This is a genomic window from Erwinia sp. AC075, from assembly GCF_979253995.1.
Genome location: NZ_CEEDEU010000001.1, coordinates 4,299,392 through 4,325,756, shown reverse-complemented (window position 1 = coordinate 4,325,756; position 26,365 = coordinate 4,299,392). Strand labels below are relative to the sequence as shown.

36 protein-coding genes, 2 tRNA genes and 2 rRNA genes are annotated in these 26,365 nt (G+C 50.7%); 6 read left to right on the top strand and 34 right to left on the bottom strand.

The genetic code is table 11. From position 1 onward, the window contains the following. Positions 1-106: 106 nt before the first annotated feature. The 4 genes from AC0IXH_RS20315 to AC0IXH_RS20300 all read right to left on the bottom strand — a co-directional run bounded on the left by AC0IXH_RS20315 (position 107) and on the right by AC0IXH_RS20300 (position 5,156). A 23S ribosomal RNA gene (locus AC0IXH_RS20315) occupies positions 107-3,014 on the bottom strand. 202 nt (positions 3,015-3,216) lie between these two features. Then, positions 3,217-3,292 (bottom strand) — tRNA-Ala (locus AC0IXH_RS20310). 171 nt (positions 3,293-3,463) lie between these two features. Continuing rightward, positions 3,464-3,540, bottom strand: a tRNA-Ile gene (locus AC0IXH_RS20305). A 75-nt stretch (positions 3,541-3,615) separates the two neighbouring features. Next, a 16S ribosomal RNA gene (locus tag AC0IXH_RS20300) occupies positions 3,616-5,156 on the bottom strand. Together the 16S and 23S rRNA genes with 2 tRNA genes alongside form the textbook arrangement of a ribosomal RNA operon. 510 nt (positions 5,157-5,666) lie before the next feature. Here AC0IXH_RS20300 and AC0IXH_RS20295 point away from each other — a divergent pair. Further along, on the top strand, positions 5,667-6,221 hold the full coding sequence (locus AC0IXH_RS20295) for a gamma carbonic anhydrase family protein (RefSeq protein ID WP_346568021.1): 555 nt from the start codon (positions 5,667-5,669) through the stop codon (positions 6,219-6,221). On the opposite strand, the gene AC0IXH_RS20290 is transcribed toward AC0IXH_RS20295, so the two are convergent. The 6 genes from AC0IXH_RS20290 to dprA are packed head-to-tail and all read right to left on the bottom strand — an operon-like array spanning position 6,197 to position 9,989. Beyond that, the gene (locus AC0IXH_RS20290) at positions 6,197-6,448 is read right to left on the bottom strand and encodes a DUF1488 family protein (protein ID WP_041692139.1); all 252 of its coding nucleotides are present in this window, start codon (positions 6,446-6,448) and stop codon (positions 6,197-6,199) included. The two genes, AC0IXH_RS20295 and AC0IXH_RS20290, sit on opposite strands and share 25 nt — an antisense overlap. Next, positions 6,445-7,263, bottom strand: coding sequence for a shikimate dehydrogenase (gene aroE, locus AC0IXH_RS20285; RefSeq protein WP_134822880.1), 819 nt, complete (start codon positions 7,261-7,263; stop codon positions 6,445-6,447). The genes AC0IXH_RS20290 and aroE overlap by 4 nt, the downstream gene beginning before the upstream one ends. Positions 7,264-7,274: 11 nt before the next feature. Continuing rightward, a complete protein-coding gene (gene tsaC, locus AC0IXH_RS20280; protein WP_346596208.1) occupies positions 7,275-7,847 on the bottom strand; it encodes an L-threonylcarbamoyladenylate synthase type 1 TsaC in 573 nt (190 codons plus the stop codon). Beyond that, positions 7,837-8,394, bottom strand: coding sequence for a DNA topoisomerase family protein (locus AC0IXH_RS20275; protein WP_471720900.1), 558 nt, complete (start codon positions 8,392-8,394; stop codon positions 7,837-7,839). Before AC0IXH_RS20275 ends, tsaC begins: the two co-directional genes overlap by 11 nt. A gap of 25 nt (positions 8,395-8,419) precedes the next feature. Next, a complete protein-coding gene (smg, locus tag AC0IXH_RS20270) occupies positions 8,420-8,893 on the bottom strand; it encodes a DUF494 family protein Smg (RefSeq protein ID WP_041692141.1) in 474 nt (157 codons plus the stop codon). Then, a complete protein-coding gene (gene dprA / locus AC0IXH_RS20265) occupies positions 8,865-9,989 on the bottom strand; it encodes a DNA-protecting protein DprA (RefSeq protein WP_471720899.1) in 1,125 nt (374 codons plus the stop codon). Before dprA ends, smg begins: the two co-directional genes overlap by 29 nt. A 127-nt stretch (positions 9,990-10,116) precedes the next feature. On the opposite strand from dprA, the gene def reads away from it, so the two are divergent. The 5 genes from def to mscL all read left to right on the top strand — a co-directional run bounded on the left by def (position 10,117) and on the right by mscL (position 14,907). Then, positions 10,117-10,641, top strand: a complete 525-nt coding sequence (gene def, locus AC0IXH_RS20260; RefSeq protein ID WP_013204109.1) for a peptide deformylase — start codon at positions 10,117-10,119, stop codon at positions 10,639-10,641. A 9-nt stretch (positions 10,642-10,650) separates the two neighbouring features. Then, positions 10,651-11,595, top strand: a complete 945-nt coding sequence (gene fmt / locus AC0IXH_RS20255) for a methionyl-tRNA formyltransferase (protein WP_134822883.1) — start codon at positions 10,651-10,653, stop codon at positions 11,593-11,595. Between the two features lie 46 nt (positions 11,596-11,641). Further along, entirely contained in the window at positions 11,642-12,931 is a 1,290-nt protein-coding gene (gene rsmB / locus AC0IXH_RS20250) for a 16S rRNA (cytosine(967)-C(5))-methyltransferase RsmB (RefSeq protein WP_471720898.1), read from the top strand. 62 nt (positions 12,932-12,993) lie between these two features. Beyond that, positions 12,994-14,370 carry a Trk system potassium transporter TrkA gene (gene trkA / locus AC0IXH_RS20245; protein WP_105760321.1) on the top strand — a complete coding sequence of 459 codons (1,377 nt, stop codon included), beginning with the start codon at positions 12,994-12,996 and terminating at the stop codon, positions 14,368-14,370. A gap of 126 nt (positions 14,371-14,496) precedes the next feature. Next, the gene (gene mscL, locus AC0IXH_RS20240) at positions 14,497-14,907 is read left to right on the top strand and encodes a large-conductance mechanosensitive channel protein MscL (protein WP_013204113.1); all 411 of its coding nucleotides are present in this window, start codon (positions 14,497-14,499) and stop codon (positions 14,905-14,907) included. On the opposite strand, the gene AC0IXH_RS20235 is transcribed toward mscL, so the two are convergent. The 24 genes from AC0IXH_RS20235 to rpsC all read right to left on the bottom strand — a co-directional run bounded on the left by AC0IXH_RS20235 (position 14,882) and on the right by rpsC (position 26,364). Then, positions 14,882-15,154 carry an alternative ribosome-rescue factor A gene (locus AC0IXH_RS20235; protein WP_049789634.1) on the bottom strand — a complete coding sequence of 91 codons (273 nt, stop codon included), beginning with the start codon at positions 15,152-15,154 and terminating at the stop codon, positions 14,882-14,884. The two genes, mscL and AC0IXH_RS20235, sit on opposite strands and share 26 nt — an antisense overlap. A gap of 54 nt (positions 15,155-15,208) precedes the next feature. Next, positions 15,209-15,628: a Zn(2+)-responsive transcriptional regulator gene (zntR, locus tag AC0IXH_RS20230; RefSeq protein WP_013204114.1), complete on the bottom strand. Its 420-nt coding sequence runs from the start codon at positions 15,626-15,628 to the stop codon at positions 15,209-15,211. Further along, positions 15,628-15,999, bottom strand: coding sequence for a DnaJ family domain-containing protein (locus AC0IXH_RS20225; protein ID WP_471720897.1), 372 nt, complete (start codon positions 15,997-15,999; stop codon positions 15,628-15,630). The genes zntR and AC0IXH_RS20225 overlap by 1 nt, the downstream gene beginning before the upstream one ends. A 112-nt stretch (positions 16,000-16,111) precedes the next feature. Further along, the gene (gene rplQ / locus AC0IXH_RS20220; protein WP_004160560.1) at positions 16,112-16,498 is read right to left on the bottom strand and encodes a 50S ribosomal protein L17; all 387 of its coding nucleotides are present in this window, start codon (positions 16,496-16,498) and stop codon (positions 16,112-16,114) included. A 40-nt stretch (positions 16,499-16,538) separates the two neighbouring features. Next, complete coding sequence (locus AC0IXH_RS20215; protein WP_013204116.1) at positions 16,539-17,528, bottom strand: DNA-directed RNA polymerase subunit alpha; 990 nt, start codon at positions 17,526-17,528, stop codon at positions 16,539-16,541. Between the two features lie 25 nt (positions 17,529-17,553). Continuing rightward, positions 17,554-18,174 carry a 30S ribosomal protein S4 gene (gene rpsD, locus AC0IXH_RS20210; RefSeq protein ID WP_012442832.1) on the bottom strand — a complete coding sequence of 207 codons (621 nt, stop codon included), beginning with the start codon at positions 18,172-18,174 and terminating at the stop codon, positions 17,554-17,556. A 32-nt stretch (positions 18,175-18,206) separates the two neighbouring features. After that, positions 18,207-18,596 carry a 30S ribosomal protein S11 gene (gene rpsK / locus AC0IXH_RS20205; protein WP_004160563.1) on the bottom strand — a complete coding sequence of 130 codons (390 nt, stop codon included), beginning with the start codon at positions 18,594-18,596 and terminating at the stop codon, positions 18,207-18,209. Positions 18,597-18,612: 16 nt separating this feature from the next. Continuing rightward, positions 18,613-18,969 carry a 30S ribosomal protein S13 gene (rpsM, locus tag AC0IXH_RS20200; RefSeq protein ID WP_013204117.1) on the bottom strand — a complete coding sequence of 119 codons (357 nt, stop codon included), beginning with the start codon at positions 18,967-18,969 and terminating at the stop codon, positions 18,613-18,615. A 136-nt stretch (positions 18,970-19,105) separates the two neighbouring features. Beyond that, positions 19,106-19,222 (bottom strand): 50S ribosomal protein L36, encoded by a 117-nt coding sequence (rpmJ, locus tag AC0IXH_RS20195; RefSeq protein ID WP_013204118.1) that lies wholly within the window; start codon positions 19,220-19,222, stop codon positions 19,106-19,108. Between the two features lie 32 nt (positions 19,223-19,254). After that, positions 19,255-20,586 carry a preprotein translocase subunit SecY gene (gene secY / locus AC0IXH_RS20190; protein ID WP_013204119.1) on the bottom strand — a complete coding sequence of 444 codons (1,332 nt, stop codon included), beginning with the start codon at positions 20,584-20,586 and terminating at the stop codon, positions 19,255-19,257. 7 nt (positions 20,587-20,593) lie between these two features. Beyond that, positions 20,594-21,028: a 50S ribosomal protein L15 gene (gene rplO, locus AC0IXH_RS20185; protein WP_013204120.1), complete on the bottom strand. Its 435-nt coding sequence runs from the start codon at positions 21,026-21,028 to the stop codon at positions 20,594-20,596. Positions 21,029-21,031: 3 nt separating this feature from the next. Next, on the bottom strand, positions 21,032-21,211 hold the full coding sequence (gene rpmD / locus AC0IXH_RS20180; RefSeq protein WP_004160569.1) for a 50S ribosomal protein L30: 180 nt from the start codon (positions 21,209-21,211) through the stop codon (positions 21,032-21,034). Between the two features lie 5 nt (positions 21,212-21,216). Beyond that, positions 21,217-21,717: a 30S ribosomal protein S5 gene (gene rpsE / locus AC0IXH_RS20175; RefSeq protein ID WP_013204121.1), complete on the bottom strand. Its 501-nt coding sequence runs from the start codon at positions 21,715-21,717 to the stop codon at positions 21,217-21,219. A gap of 14 nt (positions 21,718-21,731) precedes the next feature. Further along, positions 21,732-22,085, bottom strand: coding sequence for a 50S ribosomal protein L18 (gene rplR / locus AC0IXH_RS20170; protein WP_013204122.1), 354 nt, complete (start codon positions 22,083-22,085; stop codon positions 21,732-21,734). Positions 22,086-22,094: 9 nt separating this feature from the next. Further along, on the bottom strand, positions 22,095-22,628 hold the full coding sequence (rplF, locus tag AC0IXH_RS20165; protein ID WP_013204123.1) for a 50S ribosomal protein L6: 534 nt from the start codon (positions 22,626-22,628) through the stop codon (positions 22,095-22,097). Between the two features lie 10 nt (positions 22,629-22,638). Then, the gene (rpsH, locus tag AC0IXH_RS20160) at positions 22,639-23,031 is read right to left on the bottom strand and encodes a 30S ribosomal protein S8 (protein ID WP_013204124.1); all 393 of its coding nucleotides are present in this window, start codon (positions 23,029-23,031) and stop codon (positions 22,639-22,641) included. Positions 23,032-23,061: 30 nt separating this feature from the next. Further along, entirely contained in the window at positions 23,062-23,367 is a 306-nt protein-coding gene (gene rpsN, locus AC0IXH_RS20155; protein WP_013204125.1) for a 30S ribosomal protein S14, read from the bottom strand. A 13-nt stretch (positions 23,368-23,380) separates the two neighbouring features. Beyond that, complete coding sequence (gene rplE, locus AC0IXH_RS20150) at positions 23,381-23,920, bottom strand: 50S ribosomal protein L5 (RefSeq protein ID WP_013204126.1); 540 nt, start codon at positions 23,918-23,920, stop codon at positions 23,381-23,383. Between the two features lie 14 nt (positions 23,921-23,934). Further along, entirely contained in the window at positions 23,935-24,249 is a 315-nt protein-coding gene (gene rplX / locus AC0IXH_RS20145) for a 50S ribosomal protein L24 (RefSeq protein ID WP_013204127.1), read from the bottom strand. 10 nt (positions 24,250-24,259) lie between these two features. Then, positions 24,260-24,631, bottom strand: coding sequence for a 50S ribosomal protein L14 (rplN, locus tag AC0IXH_RS20140; RefSeq protein ID WP_004160583.1), 372 nt, complete (start codon positions 24,629-24,631; stop codon positions 24,260-24,262). Positions 24,632-24,797: 166 nt separating this feature from the next. After that, positions 24,798-25,052, bottom strand: coding sequence for a 30S ribosomal protein S17 (rpsQ, locus tag AC0IXH_RS20135; RefSeq protein ID WP_013204128.1), 255 nt, complete (start codon positions 25,050-25,052; stop codon positions 24,798-24,800). Continuing rightward, on the bottom strand, positions 25,052-25,243 hold the full coding sequence (gene rpmC / locus AC0IXH_RS20130) for a 50S ribosomal protein L29 (protein WP_013204129.1): 192 nt from the start codon (positions 25,241-25,243) through the stop codon (positions 25,052-25,054). The genes rpsQ and rpmC overlap by 1 nt, the downstream gene beginning before the upstream one ends. Then, on the bottom strand, positions 25,243-25,653 hold the full coding sequence (gene rplP / locus AC0IXH_RS20125; RefSeq protein WP_002438716.1) for a 50S ribosomal protein L16: 411 nt from the start codon (positions 25,651-25,653) through the stop codon (positions 25,243-25,245). Before rplP ends, rpmC begins: the two co-directional genes overlap by 1 nt. A 12-nt stretch (positions 25,654-25,665) precedes the next feature. Continuing rightward, positions 25,666-26,364 (bottom strand): 30S ribosomal protein S3, encoded by a 699-nt coding sequence (gene rpsC, locus AC0IXH_RS20120; RefSeq protein WP_013204130.1) that lies wholly within the window; start codon positions 26,362-26,364, stop codon positions 25,666-25,668. Between the last annotated feature and the right edge of the window lies 1 nt (position 26,365).

The following is a 26,365-nucleotide window of genomic DNA, read 5'->3' as shown; positions in this document are numbered from 1 at the left end:
AAATTCTGTTATTCACGCCGCCATAGGGCCGCGCAAATTTATCCGGTTCAAGCTGAAAATATCTGTTCGTGTCTCTCAGACACCACCAGAACGCTTCTGGTGTTGTAAGGTTAAGCCTCACGGGTCATTAGTACCGGTTAGCTCAACGCATCGCTGCGCTTACACACCCGGCCTATCAACGTCGTAGTCTTCAACGTCCCTTCAGGGGCCTTAAAGGCCCAGGGAAGATTCATCTCGAGGCAAGTTTCGCGCTTAGATGCTTTCAGCGCTTATCTTTTCCGCACTTAGCTACCGGGCAATGCCATTGGCATGACAACCCGAACACCAGTGGTGCGTTCACTCCGGTCCTCTCGTACTAGGAGCAACCCCTCTCAATCTTCCAGCGCCCACGGCAGATAGGGACCGAACTGTCTCACGACGTTCTAAACCCAGCTCGCGTACCACTTTAAACGGCGAACAGCCGTACCCTTGGGACCTACTTCAGCCCCAGGATGTGATGAGCCGACATCGAGGTGCCAAACACCGCCGTCGATATGAACTCTTGGGCGGTATCAGCCTGTTATCCCCGGAGTACCTTTTATCCGTTGAGCGATGGCCCTTCCATTCAGAACCACCGGATCACTATGACCTGCTTTCGCACCTGCTCGAGCCGTCACTCTCGCAGTCAAGCTAGCTTATGCCATTGCACTAACCTCACGATGTCCGACCGTGATTAGCTAACCTTCGTGCTCCTCCGTTACTCTTTAGGAGGAGACCGCCCCAGTCAAACTACCCACCAGACACTGTCCCCACGCCGGATCACGGCGCCAGGTTAGAACATCAAACGTTAAAGGGTGGTATTTCAAGGTTGGCTCCACGCAGACTGGCGTCCACGCTTCAAAGCCTCCCACCTATCCTACACATCAAGGTTCAATATTCAGTGTCAAGCTATAGTAAAGGTTCACGGGGTCTTTCCGTCTTGCCGCGGGTACACTGCATCTTCACAGCGAGTTCAATTTCACTGAGTCTCGGGTGGAGACAGCCTGGCCATCATTACGCCATTCGTGCAGGTCGGAACTTACCCGACAAGGAATTTCGCTACCTTAGGACCGTTATAGTTACGGCCGCCGTTTACCGGGGCTTCGATCAAGAGCTTCTCCTTGCGGATAACCCCATCAATTAACCTTCCGGCACCGGGCAGGCGTCACACCGTATACGTCCACTTTCGTGTTTGCACAGTGCTGTGTTTTTAATAAACAGTTGCAGCCAGCTGGTATCTTCGACTGGCTTCAGCTCCGGGAGCAAGTCCCTTCACCTACGCGCCAGCGTGCCTTCTCCCGAAGTTACGGCACCATTTTGCCTAGTTCCTTCACCCGAGTTCTCTCAAGCGCCTTGGTATTCTCTACCTGACCACCTGTGTCGGTTTGGGGTACGATTCCGTGTTACCTGATGCTTAGAGGCTTTTCCTGGAAGCAGGGCATTTGTTACTTCAGCACCGTAGTGCCTCGTCATCACACCTCAGCGTTAAAAAGAGTCCGGATTTACCTAAACTCTCCGCCTACATGCTTAAACCGGGACAACCGTCGCCCGGCTAACATAGCCTTCTCCGTCCCCCCTTCGCAGTAACACCGAGTACAGGAATATTAACCTGTTTCCCATCGACTACGCCTTTCGGCCTCGCCTTAGGGGTCGACTCACCCTGCCCCGATTAACGTTGGACAGGAACCCTTGGTCTTCCGGCGAGCGGGCTTTTCACCCGCTTTATCGTTACTTATGTCAGCATTCGCACTTCTGATACCTCCAGCAGACCTCACAGTCCACCTTCGACGGCTTACAGAACGCTCCCCTACCCAACAACGCATAAGCGTCGCTGCCGCAGCTTCGGTGCATGGTTTAGCCCCGTTACATCTTCCGCGCAGGCCGACTCGACCAGTGAGCTATTACGCTTTCTTTAAATGATGGCTGCTTCTAAGCCAACATCCTGGCTGTCTGTGCCTTCCCACATCGTTTCCCACTTAACCATGACTTTGGGACCTTAGCTGGCGGTCTGGGTTGTTTCCCTCTTCACGACGGACGTTAGCACCCGCCGTGTGTCTCCCGTGATAACATTCTTCGGTATTCGCAGTTTGCATCGGGTTGGTAAGCCGGGATGGCCCCCTAGCCGAAACAGTGCTCTACCCCCGAAGATGAGTTCACGAGGCGCTACCTAAATAGCTTTCGGGGAGAACCAGCTATCTCCCGGTTTGATTGGCCTTTCACCCCCAGCCACAAGTCATCCGCTAATTTTTCAACATTAGTCGGTTCGGTCCTCCAGTTAGTGTTACCCAACCTTCAACCTGCCCATGGCTAGATCACCGGGTTTCGGGTCTATACCCTGCAACTTAACGCCCAGTTAAGACTCGGTTTCCCTTCGGCTCCCCTATACGGTTAACCTTGCTACAGAATATAAGTCGCTGACCCATTATACAAAAGGTACGCAGTCACACCACGAAGGTGCTCCCACTGCTTGTACGTACACGGTTTCAGGTTCTGTTTCACTCCCCTCGCCGGGGTTCTTTTCGCCTTTCCCTCACGGTACTGGTTCACTATCGGTCAGTCAGGAGTATTTAGCCTTGGAGGATGGTCCCCCCATATTCAGACAGGATGTCACGTGTCCCGCCCTACTCATCGAACTCACAGTAAGTGCATTTTTGTGTACGGGAGTATCACCCTGTACCCTGCGACTTTCCAGACGCTTCCACTAATGCACAAACTGATTCAGGTTCTGGGCTGTTCCCCGTTCGCTCGCCGCTACTGGGGGAATCTCGGTTGATTTCTTTTCCTCTGGGTACTTAGATGTTTCAGTTCCCCAGGTTCGCCTTGCAACACTATGTATTCATGTTGCAATGATGCACCAAAGTGCACCGGGTTTCCCCATTCGGGTATCGTCGGTTATTACGGTTCATATCACCTTACCGACGCTTATCGCAGATTAGCACGCCCTTCATCGCCTCTGACTGCCTAGGCATCCACCGTGTACGCTTAGTCACTTAACCTCACAACCCACAAGCGTCCCGAAAGACACATTGCTGTTGTAAGCATTTGAGAGACTCGAACATATCGTTGATTTCATTCTTATTACGGAGAATGAAAACGACATGTCGTTTCAATTTTCAGCTTGTTCCGGATTGTTAAAGAGCATAATACTTCGCAGCACACCGTTGCCGGTACGCTCTGAAGTATTGTCAGAAAACTGCATGGTGGAGCTAAGCGGGATCGAACCGCTGACCTCCTGCGTGCAAGGCAGGCGCTCTCCCAGCTGAGCTATAGCCCCATACAGTTACTGCAGAGACCATCTACTACCACTTACGTTCTTTTCTTTCGAATAGGACGTTGAGGACATAACTCTTTGGGAGAAATGTAATTTTTGCTCAGGCAAGGCATGCGGAAGGGAAGTTTACCTGAGGTAAACGACCGCGCGCATAACGCAGCATGAGTGAAAATTTGGTAGGCCTGAGTGGACTTGAACCACCGACCTCACCCTTATCAGGGGTGCGCTCTAACCACCTGAGCTACAAGCCTGTAGAGGTTTTTTCTGCTCGTTACTTTTCTATCAGACAATCTGTTGTGGACACTACGCGGGAAAGTATCTTCAGGTAAGGAGGTGATCCAACCGCAGGTTCCCCTACGGTTACCTTGTTACGACTTCACCCCAGTCATGAATCACAAAGTGGTAAGCGCCCTCCCGAAGGTTAAGCTACCTACTTCTTTTGCAACCCACTCCCATGGTGTGACGGGCGGTGTGTACAAGGCCCGGGAACGTATTCACCGTAGCATTCTGATCTACGATTACTAGCGATTCCGACTTCACGGAGTCGAGTTGCAGACTCCGATCCGGACTACGACGCACTTTGTGAGGTCCGCTTGCTCTCGCGAGTTCGCTTCTCTTTGTATGCGCCATTGTAGCACGTGTGTAGCCCTGGCCGTAAGGGCCATGATGACTTGACGTCATCCCCACCTTCCTCCGGTTTGTCACCGGCAGTCTCCTTTGAGTTCCCGACATTACTCGCTGGCAACAAAGGATAAGGGTTGCGCTCGTTGCGGGACTTAACCCAACATTTCACAACACGAGCTGACGACAGCCATGCAGCACCTGTCTCACGGTTCCCGAAGGCACTAAGGCATCTCTGCCGAATTCCGTGGATGTCAAGGCCAGGTAAGGTTCTTCGCGTTGCATCGAATTAAACCACATGCTCCACCGCTTGTGCGGGCCCCCGTCAATTCATTTGAGTTTTAACCTTGCGGCCGTACTCCCCAGGCGGTCGACTTAACGCGTTAGCTCCGGAAGCCACGCCTCAAGGGCACAACCTCCAAGTCGACATCGTTTACGGCGTGGACTACCAGGGTATCTAATCCTGTTTGCTCCCCACGCTTTCGCACCTGAGCGTCAGTCTTTGTCCAGGGGGCCGCCTTCGCCACCGGTATTCCTCCAGATCTCTACGCATTTCACCGCTACACCTGGAATTCTACCCCCCTCTACAAGACTCTAGCCTGCCAGTTTCAAATGCAGTTCCCAGGTTAAGCCCGGGGATTTCACATCTGACTTGACAGACCGCCTGCGTGCGCTTTACGCCCAGTAATTCCGATTAACGCTTGCACCCTCCGTATTACCGCGGCTGCTGGCACGGAGTTAGCCGGTGCTTCTTCTGCGGGTAACGTCAATCGACAAGGTTATTAACCTTATCGCCTTCCTCCCCGCTGAAAGTACTTTACAACCCGAAGGCCTTCTTCATACACGCGGCATGGCTGCATCAGGCTTGCGCCCATTGTGCAATATTCCCCACTGCTGCCTCCCGTAGGAGTCTGGACCGTGTCTCAGTTCCAGTGTGGCTGGTCATCCTCTCAGACCAGCTAGGGATCGTCGCCTAGGTGAGCCATTACCCCACCTACTAGCTAATCCCATCTGGGCACATCCGATGGTGTGAGGCCCGAAGGTCCCCCACTTTGGTCCGAAGACGTTATGCGGTATTAGCTACCGTTTCCAGTAGTTATCCCCCTCCATCAGGCAGTTTCCCAGACATTACTCACCCGTCCGCCACTCGTCACCCAAGAGCAAGCTCTCTGTGCTACCGTTCGACTTGCATGTGTTAGGCCTGCCGCCAGCGTTCAATCTGAGCCATGATCAAACTCTTCAATTAAAAGTTCGATTTGCTGAAACAAGTTCAGCGGTGCTCAAGTGTAAAACGTCATAATGAATTTCATTATGTGTTCACTCTTAAGGCTTGATATTTTTTTGCGCCTTGCGGCGCTGATATCAATCCTGCGAGTGCCCACACAGATTGTCTGATAAATTGTTAAAGAGCGTTGCGGTAAGTGCCTTAGCGCCTTACTGCGAGGTGGCGTATATTACGCTTTCCTCCTTCAGAGTCAACTTCTTTTTGGGAAGTTTTTCTCTGGCGATTCAGCTTCCTGAACCTCTGACCCGGTGACCGTGAAGTCGTTGTTCCGTGTCAGTGGATGCGCATTATAGGGATCCCATTTCAGAGCACAAGGCTTTTTTCGATCTTTCTATTTGGTTGCTGGATTTTCACGCTTTCCGCCGAGATCTCAGACGATCCGCACAAAATTACCGCAAAATCATCGACAGTTATTGATCGATAAACCCCTGCCGCACTACCCTTCAGGGATCCTATTGCAGAGAGGTAGTTATGTCAGGGAACCTAAGATCGTTTAAAAACACCCGCCCGCAGCTCGGCCAGCGCGTAATGGTCGATGCTTCAAGCGTGGTGGTAGGCGAAGTGCACTTGCAGGACGATGTCAGTATCTGGCCACTGGTTGCCATCCGCGGGGATGTGAACCGTGTCTTGATCGGCAAACGCAGCAATATTCAGGACGGCAGTGTTTTGCACGTTACCCATAAGTCTTCTTATAACCCTGAAGGCAATCCGCTGATCGTCGGGGAAGATGTCACGGTTGGCCATAAAGCCATGTTGCATGGCTGCACCATTGGCAATCGGGTATTGGTAGGAATGGGATCTATTCTGCTGGATGGGGTAATAGTAGAAGACGATGTGATGATTGGGGCCGGAAGCCTGGTCCCTCCGGGTAAACGTCTGGTGAGTGGCTACCTTTATTTAGGAAGTCCGGTAAGGCAAGCTCGCAAACTGACAGAAGCTGAGGTGGCGGGCCTTCTCTACTCATCGAATAATTATGTCGGCTGGAAAGATGACTACCTTGCTCAGGAAAGCCAGACCCAACCCTGATCGTTTTCTTGCGCGTCTTTAATAGAGGCTTCCGCTTCATCTTCCAGATCCCAACGATGGGCAAGGAAACACGGCACTATTGCCAGCTCATTACCGTAGCGGCGAACCATCGTTTCGCCGCTGATCGCACAGGTAAGCAGGAAGCCATTCACCAGGGCTGGAAAACAAACCGCCTTTTCTGTCTCGTCCCACCATTCCCTGTCGGGAAACTGGATAGCCTGATTCACGCGCTGAGTTCTGACTTTAATACCGCAATGACCGGAGTAATATCGGGTAGCTTGCCGTGCCATAAAAAGAATGAGTGAGCCGCTTGCCCCACCAGCATTCCCAGACCATCTGCCATAGCCACAGCTCCATGCTGCTGGCACCAGTTCAGAAAAGGTGTCGTCGTAGCCAGGTAGAACATATCGTAACAACGGGTTTTTTCAGTGATCAGTGATGATGGCAATGCCGGAATATCCCCACCAATCCCGCTGGATGTGGCATTGATGATCAAATCAAAGTGTTCACCATCAAGTTGATCCATCGCTTTCGCCTGAATACCACCAGCGTGTTGGAATACTTCGGCGAGGATCTGCGCTTTAGATACCGTGCGGTTGGTAATGGTCAGTGAACAGCCAAACGACAATAAAGGAAGGATCACGCCACGAGCGGCACCTCCAGCCCCCACTAACAGAATACGATCGCCCGGTTTGATCAGATTCAGTCGTTCCAGATCCGTCAGCAAACCAATGCCGTCGGTGTTGTCACCTAACAGACGGCCATCCTCCAGTTTTTTCACCGTGTTGACGGCACCGGCCAGAGAAGCACGTTCAGTCAACTCATCGGCTCTCTCGTAAGCCTGCTCCTTGAATGGCAAGGTAACGTTGGCTCCTTTGCCACCCTGCGCCATAAACTCTGATAAGGAAGCAATGAACTCATCAACAGGCGCACAGATGCGACCATAAACATGAGAGATGCCGGTCTGCTCAGCAAAAAGCTGGTGAATACGCGGTGATTTGCTGTGATTGATCGGATTTCCGAAAACGGCAAAGGTGTGCATCTTATTTCCTGTTATCCCTGACGAATGAGTTCGCCGGTTAAAACATCACGAATCTCTGACGGATTCAGCCGACCGCCGGTATTTCCCAGAAAGACCGGGAAGTCAGACCCAAACTGCTGATGAACTTCAGCAGCAGTACGGCAGGGTTCAAGCCCGGTTAAATTCGCGCTGGTAGACACCAGCGGTTTACCAAAGCCCAAACAGAGACGCTGCACATCAGGATGGTCAGTGACTCTGACTGCCAGAGAATCAAAACGGCCAGTCAGCCAGCGAGGTGTTGAGGTGCGCGAAGGCATCACCCAGGTAACCGGGCCCGGCCACGAGGCGAACATCTTCTCTTTCTGCGCATCAGTAAGGGCGAAATCGTCGATGTAGGGCTGAAGCTGAGCATAATTTGCAGCGATAAGGATCAGCCCTTTCTCCACAGGCCGCTGCTTTAATGCCAACAAAGCCATTACCGCTGACTCACTGTCGGGATTGCACCCCAAGCCAAAAACAGCCTCGGTAGGATAGGCAATGACGGCATTTTGCCGAAGTTGGTGAATACAGGCTTCTACAGAACCTGGGACGGACTCATTCTTCACTGCTGATTCCTGATGTTGCCGGCTTACCACAGGCTTTGCTGGCGCAATAACGCCGAAGACCGCGAGCCGTTTTTTTCTCTATTAAAAGCGGGAAATGACAAAACTCACATTCACCCTCGACTGGCGTGAAGTTCACCGCAAACTGGCAATCTGGATAGCGTTCGCATGCGTGGAAGGTTTTGCCATAGCGTGACCGCCGCTGAACCAGCTTTCCTTGATTGCACTGAGGGCAGGCAAGCGTCGTGGCATCGGGCTTATCGATAACTTCAGTATGTTCACATTCCGGGTAGCGGCTACAACCGACAAACATGCCGAATCGTCCCTGGCGTAAAACCAGTTCCGACTGACATTCAGGACAAAACTGTCCTTCCAGAACTTTAACTATGTTGCTATCTGCCTGACTTTTCAGGGGGCGAATGTAATCACACTCGGGATACTGCGAACAGCCGAGAAAAGCGCCGTGTTTGCCGGAGCGAATAACCAGTTCTGCCCCACATTGGGGGCAGGGTTCATTTTTTCGCACAGCGAAAAGCGCTGTTTTATTCATAACATTTCTTACACGAAGACGATCTTCAGTGCACTATTCCTTCGTTGACGTCGAAAAGAAGTTCTTCCATCTGTTGATAAGCGTTTTCACATCCTGGGATATTAAACAGCACCATCAGCACCACCCATTTGAGATCTTCAAGATCAAACTCGATAGTATCGAGGGCCATAATACGTTCGATGACCATTTCCCGGGTTTCAAGATTCAGCACCTGAATTTGCTCCAGGAACAAAATAAAGCCCCGACAGTTAGCATCTAAACGCTGACTCTCTTCCTCGGTGTAGATACGCATAGACAGCGGATCGGTAGCCAGCAGGATCGGAGCGACAAGTCCCTCCTGATAATCTGCGAGCTTTTCCAACCAGTTCAACGCATTATAAATATCTTCACGATGAAAACCGGCATCGGTTAAATCATCAGTCAATTTATCCTGATCAACGCGCATTTCTGCCTCGCTGTGGATATACGTTTCAAATAAGTACATTAGTACGTCGAACATGGCTTGCCCTCCTCAATCGGACATAGCCGCCGGGTACAGCTGCGATCCATCCTGCTAACTCCAACTCAAGCAGCTTAGCTACGATGGTTGGCACAGGTTGGCCGGCACGTTCAGCGACGACGTCAACAGGTGTAACCTCATCTCCTACGTTAGCCAACACATCAGCAAATGGCAATGGAGTATTGCCCTGCTGATGTGAATATATTGTTGAATTTGACGTATTGGACAACCATTGGAGGTCACTTTGCAGCTGTTCAAGGATGGAATGGGGATGTGCCGTTAATAACGCGCCCTGCTGAATCAACCAGTGAGTGCCTTCACTACCCGGATTGCCAATGGCGCCAGGCAAAGCATACACATCGCGATTTTGCTCTAAAGCCAGCTTCGCGGTCACCAACGAGCCGCTTTTTAATGTCGCCTCCACCACTAATACGCCCAGGCTCAAACCGCTGATGATGCGATTACGCCGGGGAAAATTGTGCGCAACCGGCGAAGTGGATAATGGGAATTCAGAGATCACCGCACCACCACTTGCGATAATCTCCTTTGCCAGAGAGATATGCTGTCGGGGATAAAGGTGGTTCAGGCCGCTGCCCAATACCGCGAGGGTTTTCCCTCCAACCTCCAGTGCCGCACGATGAGCAATCCCATCTATTCCCAATGCCAGCCCAGAGGAGATAGTGATACCACTCAACGCCAATGTCTGAGCGAAATAGCTACCCCAATTTCTGCCATAAGGTGAACATCTACGGCTCCCCACGATAGCAATTTGCGGCGTGAGTAAAATGTCAGGGTCACCCGCAATGAAAAGCAGCGGCGGATAACTGGCAATATTTTTCAAACGTTCAGGATAGTTAGAATTGTCGCATGTCAGAAGATGGTGCTGAGGTTGCTCCAGCCAAAGAAGGGTTTCCTCCACAATCGTTGGATCATAGTTGAGAAAAGCCTGCCGTTGTTCGTCATTTAAGCCGGCGCGGATGAGATCTTTCTCTGCCACACTGGCCGTTTGCCGCAAGCAATCCACAACCCTTAATCGTTGCTGGTTGCGTATACCTATAACGCCGGAAAGACGTAACCAAATCTCCGTTGGTGTCATGATGCATCCCTGTAAATACTGAAAAGTCCCTAAGGCTAACGTAGCGGGAATGCTGTCAATCACCGACCGAAATGTCTACAATAAGAAAGATAAATATCTAATCCCTTGAACACAGATCTGGAAAGTTATGTCAGTTTTGCAGGTATTACATTTTCCTGACGAGCGCCTGCGCATCGTTGCGAAACCCGTTAAAGAAGTGAATGCCGATATTCAGCGCATCGTCGATGATATGTTTGAAACGATGTATGCCGAAGAAGGTATTGGGTTGGCGGCCACTCAGGTCGATATCCATCAGCGCATTATCGTGATTGACGTTTCTGAAAATCGCGAAGAACGTCTTGTGCTTATTAACCCGGAAATGCTGGAAAAAAGCGGCGAAACGGGAATTGAAGAGGGTTGCCTCTCCATTCCTGAACAGCGTGCGCTGGTTCCCCGCGCTGAAAAAGTCAAAATCCGCGCGCTGGATCGTGAAGGAAACAGCTATGAGCTGGAAGCAGATGGTTTACTGGCTATCTGTATTCAACACGAAATGGATCATCTGGTCGGTAAACTGTTTATTGACTACCTGTCGCCGATGAAGCGCCAGCGTATCCGCCAGAAGCTGGAAAAACTTTATCGCCAGACTGCTCGCGATCAAAACGAGCCTGAATAAGGGAAAAGCGTGTCTGAAGCCCTGAATATTATCTTTGCCGGCACTCCAGACTTTGCAGCGCGTCATTTAGACGCGCTGTTGTCTTCTGGGCATAACGTTGTTGGCGTTTTTACGCAGCCAGACCGTCCGGCAGGCCGTGGAAATAAACTCACCGCCAGCCCGGTTAAGCAGCTGGCCGAGCAACACAATCTCCCGGTGTTCCAACCAAAATCCCTCCGACCGGAGGAAAACCAGCAGCTGGTTGCCGATTTACGCGCTGATGTGATGGTGGTCGTCGCCTATGGCTTGATCCTGCCAGCGCCGGTGTTGGCGATGCCACGTCTGGGTTGTATCAACGTGCACGGGTCGCTGCTGCCGAAATGGCGTGGCGCTGCGCCAATCCAACGCTCACTGTGGGCGGGAGATAGCGAAACCGGCGTGACGATTATGCAAATGGACGTCGGGCTGGATACGGGCGATATGTTGTATAAGCTTGCTTGCCCAATCGGGCCTGAAGATACCAGCGCCACGCTTTACAGCAAGCTGGCTGAACTGGGCCCTGAAGGTATGTTGGTCACCTTATCGCAACTGGCTGACGGCACTGCGAAGCCTGAAGTACAGGATGAAGCGCAGGTCAGCTATGCTGAGAAGCTAAGCAAGGAAGAAGCTAAGCTGGACTGGAGCCTTTCGGCTACCCAGCTGGAACGCTGCATCCGTGCCTTCAACCCGTGGCCTGTTAGCTATTTCACTGTCGATGACCAGCCAGTAAAAGTCTGGAAAGCGACCGTATTGCCTCACTCAGATCAACACCCCGGCAAGATCGTTCAGGCCGATAAAAACGGCATTCAGGTTGCTACCGCTGACGGTGTCCTGAACATTGAAGAACTGCAACCTGCCGGCAAAAAGCCGATGAAAGCGCAGGATCTGCTGAACTCCCGCCGAGAGTGGTTCACGCCGGGCAACATTCTTGCCTGATGCCTCGCCCGGTTTACAGCCGGGCTGATTTTGACTTGCGATCCCTATGAAAAAAAATACCAATTTGCGCAGCATTGCTGCCCAGACTATCGAAAAAGTGGTCGAGCAAGGCCAGTCGCTCAGTAACGTGCTGCCTGCTGCGCAGAAATCCGTGGCTGAGAAAGACGCGGCGCTGCTGCAAGAGCTTTGCTATGGCGTGTTGCGTACCCTTCCTCAACTGGAATGGATTATTGGCCAGCTGATGGAACGCCCGATGACGGGCAAACAACGTACTATTCACTTCCTGGTGATGGTTGGCCTTTATCAGCTGATCTTCACCCGTATTCCCGCTCATGCCGCGTTGGCAGAAACGGTTGAAGGTGCAATCTCCCTGAAACGACAGCAGTTTAAGGGATTGATTAACGGTGTATTGCGTCAATTCCAGCGTAAGCAGGACGAGTTGGTGCAGCAGATGAATGTAGGTGACCAGAAATACCTGCATCCGAAATGGCTGCTGGAAAGACTGAAGCGTGCGTGGCCGAATAACTGGGAAGCCATTGTTGAGGCCAATAATCAGCGGCCGCCAATGTGGCTGCGTGTTAATCGCCAACACCATAGCCGGGATGCCTGGCTGAAGCTGTTACAGGAAGCAGGCAAAGAAGCCGAGCCGCACCCACTGCATGCAGATGCTTTACGACTGGAGACGCCTTGCCCGGTGTCACAGCTGCCGGGATTTGATCAGGGCTGGGTGACGGTTCAGGATGCTTCTGCACAAGGATGCGTGGCGCTGTTGGATCCGCAAAATGGCGAATCTATTCTCGACCTTTGCGCCGCTCCGGGCGGCAAAACAACTCATATTCTTGAAGCAGCGCCACAGGCAACTGTGCTGGCGGTTGATATTGATGAGCAACGTCTGGCCAGGATTAACGAAAATCTGCTGCGTCTCAATATGACGGCAGAGGTAAAGGTCGGCGACGGTTGCCTTCCAGAAACATGGTGTGGCGACAAACAGTTTGACCGAATTCTGTTAGATGCCCCTTGCTCGGCAACCGGTGTTATCCGCCGTCATCCTGATATTAAATGGCTACGCCGCGATCGTGACATCCCTGAGCTTGCTGCTTTGCAGCAGCAGATCCTGGATGCTATCTGGCCGCATCTGAAGCCTGGCGGTACATTGCTGTATGCAACCTGCTCCATCCTGCCGGAAGAGAATCATCTGCAGGTTGCCGCTTTCCTTGAACGCCATGAAGATGCCATGCTGTCTGATACAGGCGATGCCAACCATCCGGGTCTGCAGGTCTTCCCTGCTCCACAGGATGGCGACGGCTTCTTCTATGCAAAATTACTAAAACGATAACTGCGCCGGCCGGTGACAAATTCCCGGCCAGGTTGAATCCCAACGAATCAGACTAAAGCAAAATGAAAATAATCATTCTTGGCGCCGGTCAGGTCGGTGGCACACTCGCCGAAAACCTGGTTGGTGAAAACAACGACATTACCGTCGTAGATACTGATTCGAATCGTCTGCGTCAGTTGCAGGATAAATTCGACCTGCGTGTCGTACAGGGGCACGGTTCACATCCTCGCGTATTACGTGAAGCGGGCGCCGAAGATGCCGATATGCTGGTTGCGGTGACCAATTCGGATGAAACGAATATGATCGCCTGTCAGATCGCCTACTCGCTGTTTAACACCCCCAACCGTATTGCCCGTATTCGTGCTCCGGACTACATCAGGGATGCGGAAAAACTGTTTGTCCCGGAAGCGATCCCAATCGATCATTTGATTTCGCCAGAGCAGTTAGTGATCGATAACATCTACCGGTTGATCGAGTACCCAGGGGCATTGCAGGTAGTGAATTTTGCAGAAGGCAAAGTGAGTCTCGCGGTTGTGAAGGCGTATTATGGCGGCCCGTTGGTCGGCAATGCGCTTGCCGTCATGCGCGAACATATGCCGCATATTGATACACGCGTAGCAGCTATCTTCCGTCAGGATCGTCCCATCCGTCCGCAAGGATCGACGATTGTAGAAGCCGGTGATGAAGTCTTCTTTATTGCTGCCAGCCAAAATATCCGGGCGGTGATGAGCGAATACCAGCGTCTGGAAAAACCGTACAAGCGCATTATGATCGTCGGCGGCGGTAATATTGGCTTTGGACTCGCCCAGCGGCTGGAAAAAGATTACAGCGTTAAACTGATCGAACGCGATCAGCAACGTGCAGCAGAGTTGGCAGAGCAGCTGCAAAACACCATCGTGTTTTATGGTGATGCTTCCGATCAAGAACTGCTTGAAGAAGAACACATCGATCAAATAGATCTGTTCATTGCCATCACCAATGATGACGAAGCCAACATTATGTCGGCTATGCTCGCCAAACGGATGGGCGCGAAAAAAGTAATGGTGCTCATCCAGCGTAAAGCCTATGTCGATCTGGTGCAGGGCAGCGTGATAGATATTGCCATCTCACCACAGCAGGCAACTATTTCCGCATTGCTGGGGCATGTCCGTAAGGCTGATATTGTCGGGGTTTCGTCATTACGCCGCGGTGTTGCAGAAGCCATTGAAGCCATCGCTCATGGTGATGAAACCACGTCGCGCGTCGTGGGCAGACTGATTAATGATATCAAACTTCCTCCAGGCACCATCATCGGGGCCGTTGTGCGGGGTAATGATGTCATGATCGCCAATGATAATTTGCGTATTGAGCAAGGCGATCACGTCATCATGTTCCTTACTGACAAGAAGTTTGTGCCCGATGTTGAACGCCTCTTCCAGCCGAGTCCGTTCTTCCTGTAGTTTCGCGCCGGTGGACTTTACTGCCGGCTGCTTTATTCCGGTGATAATTCATTTATTCACTCACCACCATGGAAAAAAACCAATCGTTTGTTAGACTTAACAATTGGCACAGGAAAGGAGATAACAATGAGTTTATTCAAAGAGTTTCGCGATTTTGCTATGCGCGGCAATGTTGTCGACCTGGCGGTCGGTGTCATTATCGGTGCAGCATTTGGTAAGATCGTTTCTTCTCTGGTGGCGAATATCATTATGCCACCGCTAGGGTTACTGATTGGTGGTGTAGATTTCAAATCGTTCAGCTGGATATTGAAGCCTGCAGAAGGCGAAACCCCAGCGGTTGTGATGCAATACGGTATTTTCCTTCAGACGGTATTTGATTTTGTGATCGTTGCCTTCGCAATCTTTATGGCGATCAAGGTAATGAACAAGTTGTATCAGAAAAAAGAAGTGGAAAAACCAGCGGCGAAACCAAGTGCAGAAGAGACGCTGTTAACGGAAATTCGCGATCTGCTCAAGCAGCAGAATGGCCAGCCATAATTCTGGCGTTGGCTGTAAAAAAACCGCTCCTGGCGGTTTTTTTTTGCCCTGAAAGCAGAAGGCCAGTGGTAAAGCTGTCTTTACCACTGGCCTCCCAGTTACCCTTCTTCGCGTGTTTGTCTTTACGCCGGAAGCTTCCTTTGCCTTTGTGATTCACTTCTATCCGAACTTTGAATAATGGATCGTGCAGTAACGCTTCAATCGCATTGTCGCGAATGACACCTTTCTTATGTTGATAACCTGACATGTGATTTTCCTTTAATGAATGACGGCATGAATATAGAACCCGTTGAATAAAAAATCAATCTGCTGCTGCAATTTCCCCCTTCTCCAGCGCCTCGAGGATTGAACAGTAAACGCTGCTGTGTGAAGTCCCGCAGCAGGCATCATTTAATCGCCGTAGTGAACGCTGCATATTCTGCAATTCGGCAATCATTCCTTCGACTTCCTGCAAGCGTGACTGGACGATGGTTTTAGATTCCTGGCAGGTATGATGCTCCGGATCAACGCGGATCGACAGTAGTTCCCGGATCGCTTCAAGACTAAAACCCAACTGTCTGCCATAACGAATAAACTTCAAACGCTGCAAATCCTTATCGCTATAAAGACGGAATCCGCCTTCAGTTCGGATTTCATGATCCATCATCTGCTGCTTTTCGTAGTAGCGGATGGTATCTGGCGTGACATCGGCCAGCTTAGCCAGTTGCCCAATTTTAAACATCACTCTTCTCCTTTGAACCGCTTATGAACGTGATTACGGTAGTCACCGCGCAGGAACGTAGTGCTCATACCCGCTTGTCTGAGTTTTAGTTCAAGTAAGACCAGACGCTTCGCATGCTGATCATAGCGATGGTCATCGGGCTCGAGCCCTGCAAGGAGTTGGTCAAGTTCGACCGCTTCACGACGCATTTCCAGCTCAGGTGGCAGATAGCCAGAATTTTTCATCAGACGATAGGCCGCGCGTAATTCAACTGGAACATGACTGTCATCATCCAGCCCAAGCTTTTTACCGCTGCCAGGCAGATCGTCCAGCCCACCGTTCTTTTGTGCTTCAGAGATATGTTGCTCTACCAGTCGATCAATAAGCCACATATTGGACTCGCTGAATGGAGAAGGAAGGGATAAGGATAACGCTTGAAAGGGCTGAGGGGAATTTTAGACATAAAAAAACCGGGCAAGCCCGGTTTTTCCGTAGTGCAACAGATTACTCTGCTACAGCTTCTGCTTGAGCTTCTGGACGATCAACGAGCTCGATGTAAGCCATCGGAGCGTTGTCACCAGCGCGGAAGCCACACTTCAGAATGCGAGTGTAACCACCTGCACGACTCGCAAAACGCGGGCCGAGCTCATTAAACAGTTTTGCCACGATCTCGTTATCACGAGTACGGGCGAATGCCAGACGACGATTAGCTACGCTATCGGTCTTGGCAAGAGTAATCAGCGGCTCAACTACGCGACGCAGCTCTTTCGCTTTTGGCAGGGTCGTCTTGATAATCTCGTGACGAACCAAAGAGCCAGCCATGTTGCGGAACATAGCCTGACGATGGCTGCTGTTGCGGTTCAGTTGACGACCACTCTTACGATGGCGCATGACCTTATCCTTCTCAGTGAAACCTTAACCTGTGATCGGTTTATTCATCAGCAATGCTAGCGGGTGGCCAGTTTTCCAGGCGCATGCCCAGAGACAGTCCACGCGAAGCCAGCACATCTTTAATCTCGGTAAGAGATTTTTTACCAAGGTTAGGCGTTTTAAGCAGCTCAACCTCGGTACGCTGTACCAGATCACCGATGTAGTGGATAGCTTCTGCCTTAAGGCAGTTAGCAGAGCGGACAGTCAATTCCAGATCGTCAACAGGGCGCAGCAAGATTGGATCGAATTCTGGCTTCTCTTCTTTAACTTCCGGCTGACGTACATCACGTAAGTCAACGAATGCTTCAAGTTGTTCTGCCAGGATGGTTGCCGCACGGCGGATCGCTTCTTCAGGATCTATAGTGCCGTTGGTTTCCATTTCGATGACCAGCTTGTCCAGGTCAGTACGCTGTTCAACACGCGCTGCTTCAACATTGTAGGCTATACGCTCTACAGGGCTGTAACAGGCGTCTACCAACAGACGACCGATCGGGCGCTCATCTTCTTCCGAATGAATTCGGGCAGAAGCCGGCACATAACCACGACCACGCTGAATTTTGATACGCATGCTAATCGCAGCGTTCTCATCGGTCAGGTGGCAAATCACGTGCTGCGGCTTGACGACTTCGACATCACCATCATGGGTGATATCGGCTGCAGTTACAGGGCCAATGCCAGATTTATTCAAGGTGAGAATAACTTCATCTTTCCCCTGAACTCTTACCGCCAGCCCTTTCAGGTTGAGCAGGATTTCCAGGATATCTTCCTGTACGCCCTCTTTGGTGCTGTACTCATGTAGTACACCATCAATTTCAACCTCGGTCACCGCGCAACCCGGCATGGATGAAAGCAGAATACGGCGCAGTGCGTTACCAAGAGTATGGCCAAAGCCACGCTCTAAAGGCTCAAGGGTCACCTTGGCGTGCGTCGAACTCACTTGCTCGATATCTACCAGGCGCGGTTTTAGAAACTCTGTCACAGAACCCTGCATTGTGTCCTCTCTTTGGTACTAAGCTTTACTTGGAGTAAAGCTCGACGATCAGGTGTTCGTTAATGTCCGCAGACAGATCGGTACGTTCAGGAATACGTTTGAACACACCTTCCATCTTAGTCGCATCAACTTCCAGCCAGGTTGGCTTTTCACGCTGTTCAGCCAGCTCCAGAGCGGCTTTCACGCGAGACTGCTTTTTGGCTTTCTCACGGATGCTAACAACGTCATTCGGAGTTACCTGATAAGAAGCGATGCTGACAACGCGACCGTTTACCATGATAGATTTGTGGCTAACTAACTGACGTGATTCTGCACGAGTAGCGCCAAAGCCCATACGGTAAACAACGTTATCCAGACGACCTTCAAGCAGTGCTAACAGGTTTTCACCTGTGTTGCCTTTCAGACGAGCTGCTTCTTTATAATAGTTACGGAACTGACGCTCCAGCACGCCGTAGGTACGACGAACTTTCTGCTTTTCACGTAACTGCACACCATAATCAGACAGACGCGGTTTACGCGCACCGTGCTGACCAGGAGCTTGTTCAATCTTACACTTGGTATCAATCGCGCGAACGCCTGACTTCAAAAAGAGGTCGGTACCTTCGCGACGGCTCAGCTTGAGCTTAGGACCCAAATATCTTGCCATTTTCTTTCTCCAACATTCCTAAAAAACGGGCGTTATACGCGACGTTTTTTCGGCGGACGACAACCGTTGTGAGGGATCGGAGTCACATCAGTAATATTCGTGATGCGGAAACCAGCAGCGTTCAGAGCACGAATCGTTGATTCGCGGCCTGGACCTGGACCCTTAACCATAACTTCCAAGTTCTTAATACCGTAATCTTTCACGGCCTCTGCGCAACGCTCTGCAGCAACCTGCGCAGCGAATGGCGTAGACTTACGAGAACCACGGAAACCGGAACCACCGGCTGTTGCCCAACCCAGCGCATTACCCTGACGATCGGTAATAGTTACGATGGTGTTGTTAAAAGACGCATGGACATGAGCCACGCCATCAGAGACTTGCTTTCTTACACGCTTGCGTGCACGAACTGGTGCCTTTGCCATTATTCAATCACCCCGATTATTTCTTGATCGGTTTACGCGGACCCTTGCGGGTACGTGCGTTGGTCTTAGTACGCTGACCGCGAACTGGAAGACCACGACGATGACGTAAACCACGATAGCAGCCAAGGTCCATAAGACGCTTGATGCTCAGGGTGACTTCACGACGCAGATCGCCTTCAACAACAAACTTAGCTACTGCATCACGCAGAATATCGATTTGTTCTTCAGACAGCTCACTGATCTTAACATTTTCAGCGATTCCCGTAGTTGCACAGATAGACTGTGAACGGGTCTTACCGATGCCGAAGATTGCAGTTAATGCAATCACGGTATGTTTATGATCAGGAATGTTAATGCCTGCTATACGGGCCACTATGCACTCCTATTTAATTACTTATGCGTCCCATGCCGAAAAGCCCGTTTTCAGGATACTCAAATGGAAACGCATAGACATACAAAAGATTGGCTGGCTAATCTAGCCAGCTCAACCCGACTTTGCAAGAAAAATATTAGCCTTGACGCTGTTTATGCTTAGGCTCGGCGCTGCAAATAACACGAACGACACCTTCGCGGCGAACGATTTTGCAGTTACGACATAATTTCTTGACGGAAGCACGAACTTTCATTTTTACTCTCCGTAACTTCAGTAAGCGCCTGATTAACGGCCGTAGCCTTTCAGGTTTGCTTTCTTCAATGCAGACTCATACTGACTGGACATCATCAGAGTTTGCACTTGAGCCATAAAGTCCATGATGACAACCACTACGATCAGCAGTGATGTACCGCCGAAGTAGAATGGGACTTTCATCGCATCACGCATGAACTCCGGGATCAGGCAGATGAAAGTAATGTAGAGCGCGCCGACCAAAGTCAGGCGAGTCATTACTTTATCGATGTACTTCGCCGTCTGTTCTCCCGGACGAATTCCTGGTACAAATGCACCGGACTTCTTCAGGTTATCTGCTGTTTCACGCGGGTTGAACACCAGCGCTGTGTAGAAGAAACAGAAGAAGATGATTGCAGTCGCATAGAGTAGCACATAAAGCGGTTGTCCGGGCTGCAAATTCATCGAAATAGTCGTCAGCCAGTTCCAACCGGTACCGCCCCCGAACCAAGAAGCGATGGTCGCTGGGAACAGAATAATGCTGGAAGCAAAGATTGCTGGGATAACCCCGGCCATATTCACTTTCAACGGTAAATGTGTGCTCTGTGCAGCATAGACACGACGGCCTTGCTGACGTTTCGCATAGTTCACCACAATGCGGCGTTGACCACGCTCAACGTAAACAACGAAGAAGGTCACTGCAAATACGAGAACTGCAACCAACAGCAACAGGAGGAAGTGCAGGTCGCCTTGCCTTGCTTGCTCGATAGTATGGCCAACGGCCGGCGGCAATCCCGCAACAATACCAGCGAAGATTATGATTGAGATACCGTTGCCGATACCTCGCTCAGTAATCTGTTCACCCAGCCACATCAGGAACATTGTTCCGGTAACCAGGCTAACAACAGCGGTAAAGTAGAAAGCAAAGCCTGGGTTTAACACCAGGCCCTGCATTCCAGGCATATTCGGTAAACCGGTAGCAATACCGACAGACTGAAATATCCCTAATACCAACGTACCGTAACGGGTGTACTGGCTAATCTTACGACGGCCAGCCTCCCCTTCTTTCTTTATTTCAGCTAACGCTGGATGAACCACCGTCAGCAGCTGGATAATAATAGAGGCCGAAATGTACGGCATAATACCCAGGGCAAAGATAGAAGCACGGCTGAGGGCACCACCAGAGAACATGTTAAACATTTCAATGATGGTGCCACGCTGTTGCTCAAGCAGTTTGGCAAGTACAGTGGCATCGATACCAGGGATCGGAATAAAAGAACCAATTCGGAAAACAATCAGCGCACCAATAACAAACAGAAGTCTGCGTTTTAGTTCGCCAAAACCACCCTTGGCACTTTGAAAATCTAATCCTGGTTGCTTAGCCATCTGCTACTTATTCCTCAATTTTACCGCCAGCAGCTTCGATTGCAGCACGAGCGCCTTTAGTGACACGCAGACCGCGAACCGTTACCGGTGCAGAGACTTCGCCAGACAGAATAACTTTAGCGAATTCAATCTGAATTCCGATAATGTTGGCTGCTTTCAGCGTGTTCAGGTCGACGATTCCGCCTTCCACTTTCAGCAGGTCAGACAGACGAACTTCTGCCGTAACCATTGCTTTACGTGAGGTGAAACCGAATTTCGGCAGACGACGGTACAGAGGCATCTGGCCGCCTTCGAAACCGCGACGTACGCCACCGCCAGAACGTGAGTTCTGACCTTTGTGACCACGACCAGCGGTCTTGCCGAGGCCAGAACCAATACCACGACCAACACGCTTCGCAGCGTGTTTAGACCCTTCGGCCGGAGACAGAGTATTTAAACGCATCTGTTACTCCTCCACTTTAACCATGTACGAAATCGCGTTGACCATACCGCGTACAGCTGGCGTGTCTTCACGCTCTACGGTGTGGTTAATACGACGCAGACCCAGGCCAAGCAGCGTTGCCTTGTGTTTTGGCAAACGACCGATCGAACTGCGGGTTTGAGTAATCTTAATAGTCTTAGCCATGGTCATTACCCCAGAATGTCTTCAACGGATTTGCCACGCTTAGCAGCGACCATTTCTGGGGAATTCATGTTGCCCAGGCCATCCAGCGTTGCACGAACCACGTTAATCGGGTTAGTGGAACCGTAGGCTTTAGCCAAAACGTTATGAACCCCAGCGACTTCCAGGACGGCGCGCATTGCACCACCGGCAATAATACCGGTACCTTCAGAAGCCGGCATCATGAACACACGAGAACCTGTGTGCACACCTTTAACAGGGTGCTGCAGAGTACCGTTGTTCAACGCAACATTGATCATGTTGCGACGAGCTTTTTCCATAGCTTTCTGGATCGCTGCTGGAACTTCACGCGCTTTTCCGTAACCAAAACCGATACGACCGTTACCGTCGCCAACCACTGTCAATGCAGTGAAGGAGAAGATACGACCGCCTTTAACGGTTTTAGATACGCGATTTACCGCGATCAGCTTTTCCTGCAGTTCGCCAGCTTGTTTTTCGATGTGTGCCATCTTACACCTCTACCTTAGAACTGTAGGCCAGCTTCACGGGCAGCATCTGCCAGTGCCTGGACACGACCATGATATTGGAAACCAGAGCGGTCGAAAGAAACATTTTTGATGCCTTTTTCGATTGCGCGCTCAGCTACTGCTTTACCAACAGCTGCTGCGGCGTCTTTGTTTCCTGTGTACTTCAATTGCTCACCGATTGCTTTTTCTACAGTAGAAGCAGCAACCAGGATTTCAGAGCCGTTTGGAGCAATTACCTGTGCGTAAATATGACGCGGGGTACGATGTACCACCAGGCGAGTTGCACCAAGCTCTTTGAGCTTACGGCGTGCGCGGGTCGCACGACGGATACGAGCAGATTTCTTATCCATAGTGTTACCTTACTTCTTCTTAGCCTCTTTGGTACGCACGACTTCGTCGGCGTAACGAACACCCTTGCCTTTATAAGGCTCAGGACGACGGTAGGCGCGGAGATCTGCTGCTACCTGGCCAATCAGCTGTTTATCAGCGCCTTTCAGCACGATCTCAGTCTGAGTTGGACATTCAGCAGTAATTCCGGCTGGCAGCGCGTGGTCAACAGGGTGAGAGAAGCCCAGGGCCAAGCTCACAGAGTTGCCTTTAACGGCTGCACGATAACCTACACCAACCAGCTGTAACTTCTTAGAGAAGCCTTCGGTAACACCGATAACCATACCGTTCAACAATGCACGAGAAGTACCAGCCTGTGCCCAACCATCCGTGAAGCCTTCGCGCGGGGCGAAAGTCAGGGTGTTGTCAACATGCTTAACTTCTACAGCAGAGTTCAAAGTACGAGTCAGCTCGCCGTTTTTACCTTTAATCGAAATTACCTGACCGTCGAGTTTTACCTCTACGCCTGCAGGAATCACGACAGGTGCTTTAGCAACACGAGACATAAATTCCTCCTTAAGCTACGTAGCAGATAATTTCGCCACCAAGACCAGCCTGGCGCGCTGCACGATCGGTCATAACACCTTTAGAGGTAGAAATAACAGCGATACCCAGTCCTGCCATAACTTTTGGCAGCTCGTCTTTGCGTTTGTAGATGCGCAGACCTGGACGACTAACACGCTGAATGCTCTCTACCACTGCCTTGCCCTGGAAATACTTAAGAGTAAGTTCCAGTTCTGGCTTGGTGTCGCCTTCGATTTTAAATTCTTCAATATATCCTTCTTCCTTCAGCAGCTTGGCAATAGCCAATTTCAGCTTGGAGGAAGGCATGGTAACCGCTACTTTATTCGCAGATTGACCGTTACGGATACGGGTCAGCATATCCGCGATCGGATCTTGCATGCTCATCTGTCTTTACTCCCGTGATTCAATTGGTAATTACCAGCTAGCCTTTTTCAAGCCAGGTACTTCACCGCGCATAGCGGCTTCACGAAGCTTGATACGGCTCAACCCGAACTTGCCCACATAACCATGTGGACGGCCAGTTTGGCGGCAGCGTTTACGCTGACGAGACGGGCTGGAATCACGCGGCAGAGTTTGCAGCTTGAGAACAGCATTCCAACGATCTTCGTCGGATGAGTTCACACCTGAAATGATAGCTTTCAGTTCCTCGCGTTTAGCGCGGTACTTGTCAGCCAGTTTCACGCGAACGACTTCGCGTGCTTTCATCGATTGCTTAGCCATCAGTAACCCTGCCTTACTTGCGGAATGGGAAGTTAAAAGCAGCCAAAAGTGCGCGGCCTTCATCATCAGATTTCGCAGTAGTGGTAATGGTGATATCCAAACCACGAACGCGGTCGACTTTGTCATAGTCGATCTCTGGGAAGATGATCTGCTCACGAACGCCCATGCTGTAGTTTCCACGGCCATCGAATGACTTAGCGGACAAGCCACGGAAGTCACGGATACGTGGAACAGCAATAGAAATCAGACGCTCAAAGAACTCCCACATGCGTTCGCCACGCAGAGTTACTTTACAGCCGATCGGATAGCCCTGACGGATTTTGAAGCCTGCAACTGATTTGCGTGCTTTGGTGATAAACGGCTTTTGACCGGAGATTGCTGCCAAGTCAGCTGCTGCGTTATCCAGCAGTTTCTTGTCAGCGATCGCTTCACCCACACCCATATTCAGGGTGATCTTCTCGACCCGAGGGACTTGCATGACAGAATTGTAGCTAAACTCAGTCATGAGTTGTTTAACTACTTCGTCTTTGTAGTAATCATGCAGTTTCGCCATCGTACTACTCCAAATTACTTGATAGTTACGCTGTTAGACTTGAAGAAACGGACTTTTTTGCCGTCTTCGAATCTAAAGCCTACACGGTCCGCCTTGCCGGTGGCAGTGTTGTAAAGTGCAACGTTAGAAACCTGCAGAGCAGCTTCCTTTTCAACGATGCCACCTGGTTGGTTCAGGGCCGGAACCGGCTTCTGATGTTTCTTAACCAGGTTGATACCTTCAACAATTACCTTGCCAGAAGACAGGACATTCTTAACTTTACCGCGCTTACCTTTATCTTTGCCGGTCAGCACGACAACTTCGTCATCGCGACGGATTTTAGCTGCCATTTTTCGCTCCTTAGAGTACTTCTGGTGCCAGAGAGATAATTTTCATGAACTTTTCAGTACGAAGTTCACGAGTTACCGGCCCAAAAATACGCGTTCCGATAGGCTGCTCGCTGTTATTATTTAAAATAACGCATGCATTACCATCGAAGCGAATGACAGAACCGTCCGGGCGACGAACACCCTTCCTGGTGCGCACCACTACCGCTTTCAGCACATCACCTTTCTTAACCTTACCGCGAGGAATTGCTTCCTTGATGGTAATTTTGATGATATCGCCTACGCCTGCGTAGCGACGGTGCGAGCCACCCAGAACCTTGATACACATTACGCGACGTGCACCGGAGTTGTCGGCGACGTTCAGCATAGTCTGTTCTTGGATCATTTTAGTGCTCCGCTAATGTCAACTACTACTTCGGGACCTGATTCAGGTCGATTGATAGCCCATAATTGAGGGCGCAGCATTATAACACTGCTTTTCGCATATGGGTAGAAAAAATAAACGGCTCAAAACGAGCCGTTTATCTTATTTTTAACGAGGGCAGATTCTATTACAGAATCGCTTTCTCTACAACGCGAACCAGCGTCCAGGACTTAGTCTTGGACAGCGGGCGGCATTCGCGGATGATAACCACGTCGCCGATACCGCATTCATTGTTCTCGTCATGTACGTGCAGTTTAGTCGTACGCTTGATGAATTTACCGTAGATAGGGTGTTTCACAAAACGTTCGATAGCAACGGTCATGGATTTCTCCATTTTGTCACTAGTCACACGACCTTGCAGAGTACGGATTTTATCGGTCATTACGCACCCGCCTTCTCAGTCAGTAAAGTCTTTACGCGTGCAACATCACGACGCACTTGCTTCAACAGATGAGACTGTTGCAGCTGGCCGGATGCTGCCTGCATGCGCAGGTTAAACTGCTCACGCAGTAGGTTAAGAAGCTCAGTGTTCAGCTCTTCAACGCTTTTTTCACGCAGCTCTGTTGCTTTCATTACATCACCGTCTTAGTTACAAAGGTGGTTTTGATAGGCAGTTTTGCTGCTGCCAGCTTGAATGCTTCACGGGCAAGCTCTTCCGGAACGCCGTCCATTTCATACAGGACTTTGCCCGGTTGGATCAAGGCAACCCAATATTCCACGTTACCTTTACCTTTACCCATACGCACTTCCAGCGGCTTCTCGGTAATTGGTTTGTCCGGGAATACACGGATCCAAATTTTACCTTGACGCTTAACTGCACGTGTCATTGCACGACGTGCGGCTTCGATCTGACGGGCGGTCAGACGACCACGGCCAACAGCTTTCAAACCGAAAGTACCGAAGCTAACATCCGTGCCCTGCGCCAGACCACGGTTGCGGCCTTTATGCACTTTACGGAATTTTGTACGCTTTGGTTGTAACATCAGCGACTCTCCTTACTTACGGCTTTTACGCTGCTGCTTTTTAGGTTGAGCAGCCGGTTCCGGTTGTTCAACAGCAGCCATACCACCCAGGATCTCACCTTTGAAGATCCATACCTTAACGCCGATTACACCATAAGTGGTGTGCGCTTCAGAGGTGTTGTAGTCAATGTCAGCACGCAGGGTGTGCAACGGCACGCGGCCTTCACGGTACCATTCGGTACGCGCGATTTCAGCACCGCCCAGACGGCCACTAACTTCAACTTTGATCCCTTTAGCGCCCAGACGCATTGCGTTCTGTACAGCACGCTTCATAGCACGACGGAACATCACACGACGCTCCAGCTGTGAAGTGATGCTGTCAGCAACCAATTTAGCGTCCAGTTCCGGCTTACGGACTTCAGCGATATTGATCTGTGCAGGAACGCCAGCGATATCCGCTACGACCTTGCGCAGTTTTTCTACGTCTTCGCCTTTCTTACCGATCACGATGCCAGGGCGAGCAGTGTGAATAGTCACACGGATGCTCTTAGCTGGACGCTCGATAACGATACGAGATACAGACGCTTTGGCCAGTTCTTTAGTCAAGAACTGACGCACTTTAAAGTCGCTGTCCAGGTTGTCAGCGAATTCTTTGGTATTGGCGAACCAGGTAGAGTTCCAAGCTTTAACTATACCCAGGCGAATACCATTAGGATGTACTTTCTGACCCATT